Genomic DNA, 2,820 nt, shown 5'->3' with positions numbered 1-2,820 from the left:
TTGCTATGCCGGATCGTGATCTGTTCGAAATTCTCCACGCCCCAGAGCATCCTATTTTGACACACTCCGCGCAGGTAGAAGGACGCAATACCAAGACTTTTACTGCCGACTTCCGAGTTCCAGGCATAGAAGCCCCGGAAATAGAGATCAGGATCGCCATTGGGCAGGCGTCCCGCCTCGATCGGATGCGTATCGTCCACAAGGAACAGGAACACGTCGCGATCAGATGCGTAGAGCGTCGTGGTTTCCTTCGTGATGTCCACGTACGGATTATGGGTCATGGTCGCCCAGTCAATCACACCGGGCACCTTCCAGTTGGTATCGCCTGTGCCGTCGCCGGCGATCTTCCGCACGGCACCCACCAGTTCATGGTCCCAGATGCGGCCATAATCAGGACCGGTTACGGCGCGCAACTCGACGCGCCCGTCTTCGGTTTCCAGTGTTTTGACCAGTTCGGCGCGGTGCGACAGCAGGCCGTGCTGGAGATTGATTGCCGCCAGCGGGGCCGGAAGGTTACGCAGGTATAACGACGGCGCGCCGACAAGGCTGCACATCTGGCCGAACGACCAGTGAGTCGGTGCGATCGGCTCATTCTGTCCCGGCACGGTCAGCGTCAGGCGTTCGGCATTGTCGCGGGACGCTTCCACGCGAATGGCGCGGCTTTCCACCGTGCGGGCCGTGGCCCGATCTGCACGGGCAAGCGTGGCGGCATGCAGGTCGGATAGTGACAGGTAGCACTCGTCATCCGGGCGCGAGAACCATTCGGACGATACGCGGGCGCTGCGTTCGCCGCGCGAAGGATCGATGCGGAAGCCGCCGGACGCGGTGCCACGGGACGCAGGGGGCAGGATGGTGGTCGTGGTCATGGAAAACTCTCCTCTATGCCGGTTATTCGGCACCAAAGGCGAAGCCGCCCTCTTCCTCTTTCCGGGGCGCCGGACATGAAAAAAGCGGCTTACCGTGCCCGGAAGCCGCTGTCGCAAAGTTCCAAAACCCATCGTTTTATTCGGCGGCGATAGCCTCCACGTCTTCGCCCGCTACCGCCATATCGGCAGATGTGTCATCTGGCCGCTCTATCGTGCGCAACGCTTCGGGTAGCCAGCCCGCCCCTTCCAGCAGCCGCTCGGCCTCGCGTGCCATGTCGGGCTTTTTCAGGTGGGCAATGCGGTCGGCCGCCTCATCGCCGCGTGCTTCCCGCACCGCCTGCAGGATACGCGCCTTGGTCACCCGACCGAGATAGTTCTCGACCGTGGGCTGCCAGCCCGCCTCCACCATGTCGATACTGAGAGCAGATGCCAGACGGTCTGCCCGTTTGAGGCGTTCGGTCACGCTGCGCTGCGACACCGCGCCATAGGATGGCATGCGCTCATAAAGCGCGTTAACCGCGAAGGACAGGCAATGGACCAGCAGTGCCATGCGACTGGCGTCGTCCAGCCCGTCGATCCAGCACCATAGCGCGTCCTCATCCTCCGGCAGATCGTGCTTCCAGCCCTCGTTGCGCTGGCGCAGTGCATGGGCCGGCAGGCTGCCCGGCATGTCGGGTGAATGGACCGGCAGCGCGATTTCGCGGACATAGGCTTCCAGGCAGTCAGCCCCCGGTGTCTGCCAGTAAACATCGCGCACCAGCGTATGCAGGAATTCGGTCAGGGCGATGTGTGGGTTGCCGGCAAAGGCATCCCGTAGGGCCAGCGTGCGCCAGGCCGTCAGTTCGGTGAGAAGCCGGTCGGGTAACGGCTTGATCCCGTCTTCTTCCTCGGGTTCGAGGTCGGGAGCGGTAGTATCGCCCTCCCCGCCCCCGTCGCCGCCATCATCAGCAATACGGTCATCCCGCCCATCATACGCAGCATGATCGTATCCATCGGCACCGCCGGCATCATCGGTCTCTTCGGGCTCGGTCGGCATGTCCTCGGGCAGCACGAAGCCCCGCTCAACCTGCAATATGCCGTTACTGTCGAGGCTAACGAACGCTCCAGCCCGCGCCATGTCGGCAGGATCGAACGCCAGAGGTCGTTCCTCCAGGACAAGGATGGCCTGTTCGATCTCACCCAGCCGTGCATTGACCTCGTCAGGGTATTCATCGGCCTGAGCGTATTCGGCTTCTATGGTTGCCTGCTCGGCACGCAGGGCTTCGAGACGGGCGGTTTCTTCATCAGAGAGTGGCACTTCCGTGCCATCAATTTCCGCGAACTGCCGTGTGTGACCCCATGGAAACGACAGGGACGTTTCGACCCATTTCCAGCCCTCGGCACGAATATCTTCGGCGGCAGCGTGCAGTTTTTCCATGACCAGCCGGTCCAGAATGGCCGGATCCTGCAACCAGCCGCCATCATCGGCCTCGAACAGGTCGCGCATGATAGGACCACCCGCCGCGAGATAGGCGTCCAGCCCAACGAAGCGGGCGCGCGCATCCGACGCCCGGACGGTCTTTTCCGTCAGCATGCGGCGGATAACATAGGGTTCGCGGTTATGGTTCTGAAATACGATCTCCCAGACCTGTTCCTGCCGCGCGTGGTCGTCGCTGATGGAAAAGGCCATCAACTGTTCCAGTCGCATGCCATCCTGCTCGTAGACCTCAAGCAGCTTGTCGGACACGGTCATCAGCCGCAGACGCTGTTTGACCACGGTGGGTGCAACAAAGAATGCGGCGGCGATTTCCTCTTCGGACATGCCCTTCTCCAGCATGTCGCGAAAGGCGCGAAACTGATCCAGCGGATGCAGCGCCACACGCTGGACGTTCTCGGCCAGGGAATCATCCTCGGCGAGAATGGCCGCCGATCCGGCCTCGCGCACGACGCACGGTACGGGTGCAGTCTTGTTGAG

Annotated in this window: 2 protein-coding genes; both read right to left on the bottom strand. The window is 62.2% G+C overall.

Annotation, left to right across the window (positions count from 1 at the left end; all coding sequences use genetic code 11):
- Nucleotides 1-866: DUF932 domain-containing protein (locus tag ABF824_RS16165; protein ID WP_415489976.1), on the bottom strand; the 866-nt coding region annotated here is incomplete at its 3' end.
- A 136-nt stretch (nucleotides 867-1,002) separates the two neighbouring features.
- The coding region (locus ABF824_RS16160; RefSeq protein WP_415489975.1) for a ParB/RepB/Spo0J family partition protein at nucleotides 1,003-2,820 on the bottom strand (1,818 nt) is incomplete at its 5' end.

This window comes from Acetobacter sp., assembly GCF_047721705.1.
Classification (GTDB): domain Bacteria; phylum Pseudomonadota; class Alphaproteobacteria; order Acetobacterales; family Acetobacteraceae; genus Acetobacter.
Note: the sequence above shows the minus strand (reverse complement) of the source record. Positions and strands in the feature narration are given on the sequence as shown.